This window comes from Corynebacterium pacaense (assembly GCF_900169525.1).
Classification (GTDB): domain Bacteria; phylum Actinomycetota; class Actinomycetes; order Mycobacteriales; family Mycobacteriaceae; genus Corynebacterium; species Corynebacterium pacaense.
Map to the genome: position 1 here is coordinate 1 of NZ_LT821236.1, position 2,408 is coordinate 2,408.

Genomic DNA, 2,408 nt, shown 5'->3' on the forward strand with positions numbered 1-2,408 from the left:
ACGGGATCAGCTTGAGCGTGGAGCACGAGTTCTACAGCGCGCTGCTTGAGCTCGACAGTGTATTTGGTGGGCATGTAAGGGTTTCCTTTTCCAATTTCCTACCCTCCATTAAACCCGGGGCGAACCAGACCATGGTCGCCTTCCAGGATGTTGTTGAGGTATTTCACCTGCCGGTGTTCCACTGTTGGCGGGCAGATTCCCTCTGACTTCAACTCGGCGATTGCCCTGTCTAGGGAGGGTGCTTTATCGGTGTTGATCACTCTGGGATACCCGGCTGACGCATTGGATCTGAGGGCCTTGGCCAGGAAACGCTTCGCTGCGGCCACGTTCAGCTTCGGAGAGAGGTAAAAGTCCAGGGTCTGGCCACCGGCGGTGATCGCCAGATCAGAGGTAGCACCACCTGCCGCCGACCCGGATATAGGTCTCATCCACCCGCCAGGAACTGGCCTGCCAGTCAGGTACCTGCCGGTACCACCGTGTTTGCTTGTCCAGCTCAGGGGCGTATTTCTGGACCCAGCGGTGAGAATCGTGGTGTGATCGACTGGCACGCCCCGCTGAAGTCATCATTTCCTCCAGATCGCGGTAGCTCACCCCGTAGCGGCAGTGACCTGCGCACTGCCCACAGAATGATGTCACGGGGGAAATGACGACCGGAGAAGATACCCATGGCTGTGATTATTTCACGTCGCTCTTCCTACTGCCCCAACTTTGCAACAGCACCCTTTGGATCGATGTGGCTGTCTCTTCGTTTTACGACAGTGCACTGTTGAGGTGCTGCGCCGCAGTTCAAGTGGGGTTAAAATACGCCTGAAGCGGCACCTGATGCTAGATGCGGGTGCCGCTTTTGTGCTGGGTAGGTAGATTGAGGTTCATGCCGACCTACACCGTCTTATCCACCGCCGGAACAATCGGACCGGGGCAGCGCCCGAAACTCGCTGAGCTGATCACCGACCTCCACCACGAAGTCACGTCCGCCCCGCGCTATCTGGTTCAGGTGATCTTCAACGATCTTGCACCCGGTGAGTTATTCCTCGCCGGCCGGGAAGTTTCTCAGGACCACGTCTGGATCCGGGCGGATATCCGTTCCGGGCGCACCGAACAGCAGAAAACCGGGCTATTAAAACAGCTCACCGCCAGGGGCGCCGAGACACTGGGAATACCGGCGGCCCACCTCTGGGTCTACGTCAATGAGATCCCCGGTGCGAACATGACCGAATACGGCCAGCTCTTGCCCGAGCCCGGCGGGGAAGCTGAGTGGTTTAGCTCCCTGCCGCCACAGGTTCGCGATGTGCTGACAGGTCTGTGACCAGCGGGCCGCTAAATCTATTTGCTGCCTGTATTTGCCCACCGGACCAGGTCACCCTGGCCGAAGCCGACCTCGCCGGATTTAATCACGATGTAGCGGCAGTTGGTCATGTATCCGGAGAAGCCGCCGTCCACCCCGGTGGTGTAGGTGGTGATGGTGCGGATCGCGGTGCCGTGGCTGACCGACATCATGTCACGATCGCCCTCGAAGGTCGGGCGCAGCAACTCCAGCACGGGCTGGAACCGGTCGATGACCTGCCAATAGCAGTGCAGTAGCTCATGTTCTGGGTATAGGTGGCGGAGCCAATAGCTGACCGATCAGCTGGCGCAGATCTCCTCAAGATCTAGTTCGTCGGCCATCGCCGCGTAGCCCTCGTCATTCGGATGTAGGTTGTCGCCCGGATTGAATGCGGGAAGGAGCCTGCTCGGGTTGTCGGGGTCGCGGACCGCAGCCTCGTAATCAGCAAGGGCGTCGAATTCACCTGAGTTCCTGATCCACTCATTGACTGCCTGGCGGTCCTCCTCGCCGGCTTCGGTGTAGTAGTCGGCTCCTTCATAAGGTGTGATCGTGGCACCGACTACGCGAATGTCGTGGTCGTGTGCTCGCTCGATGAATTGGCGGTAGACATTGATCAGCTGTTCTGGTTCCACTGCGCCCTCGCTGTTACCGATGTCATTGATGCCTTCCAGGAGCACCACGGTGTGGACCCCGGGCTGATCCAGCACATCGTTTTCAAAGCGTGCCATCGCTGAGACGCCTTGCGTGCCAGCATCGGTCAGTAGATGGTTTCCGCTGATACCAGAGTTGAGCACGCCACATTGCTGTGCTTCGGGCCGCTCCAGGAGGCGGTCGGCTACCTGGTCTGGATACCGCAGGTTCGCGTCCACGGTCGATGAGTGACCATCGGTAATGGAGTCACCGAAGAACACCACGGAGCCCTGCGCCGCCGAGGTCGCCCACGTCGTTCATGGGGTCTGGTTCGCCCCGGGTTTAATGGAGGGTAGGAAATTGGAAAAGGAAACCCTTACATGCCCACCAAATACACTGTCGAGCTCAAGCAGCGCGCTGTAGAACTCGTGCTCCACGCTCAAGCTGATCCCGT

The 2,408-nt window shown here is 59.0% G+C and carries 4 protein-coding genes and 1 pseudogene; 2 read left to right on the forward strand and 3 right to left on the reverse strand.

The annotated features are described in order from the left end of the window. Positions 1–206, forward strand: a 206-nt coding sequence (locus B7E02_RS14445; RefSeq protein WP_218672362.1) for a hypothetical protein, incomplete at its 5' end; no start/stop codon positions are given. On the opposite strand, the pseudogene B7E02_RS00200 reads toward B7E02_RS14445, so the two are convergent. After that, positions 120–667 (reverse strand): annotated as a pseudogene (locus tag B7E02_RS00200) (IS6 family transposase); the annotation flags it as partial. The gene B7E02_RS14445 and the pseudogene B7E02_RS00200 overlap by 87 nt on opposite strands. 204 nt (positions 668–871) lie before the next feature. On the opposite strand from B7E02_RS00200, the gene B7E02_RS00205 reads away from it, so the two are divergent. Continuing rightward, a complete protein-coding gene (locus B7E02_RS00205; protein ID WP_080791599.1) occupies positions 872–1,306 on the forward strand; it encodes a tautomerase family protein in 435 nt (144 codons plus the stop codon). A 17-nt stretch (positions 1,307–1,323) separates the two neighbouring features. Here B7E02_RS00205 and B7E02_RS00210 read toward each other — a convergent pair whose 3' ends face one another. Continuing rightward, on the reverse strand, positions 1,324–1,578 hold the full coding sequence (locus B7E02_RS00210; protein ID WP_143336572.1) for a histidine phosphatase family protein: 255 nt from the start codon (positions 1,576–1,578) through the stop codon (positions 1,324–1,326). 45 nt (positions 1,579–1,623) lie between these two features. Next, positions 1,624–2,238: an SGNH/GDSL hydrolase family protein gene (locus tag B7E02_RS00215; RefSeq protein ID WP_342743693.1), complete on the reverse strand. Its 615-nt coding sequence runs from the start codon at positions 2,236–2,238 to the stop codon at positions 1,624–1,626. Positions 2,239–2,408: the final 170 nt, after the last annotated feature.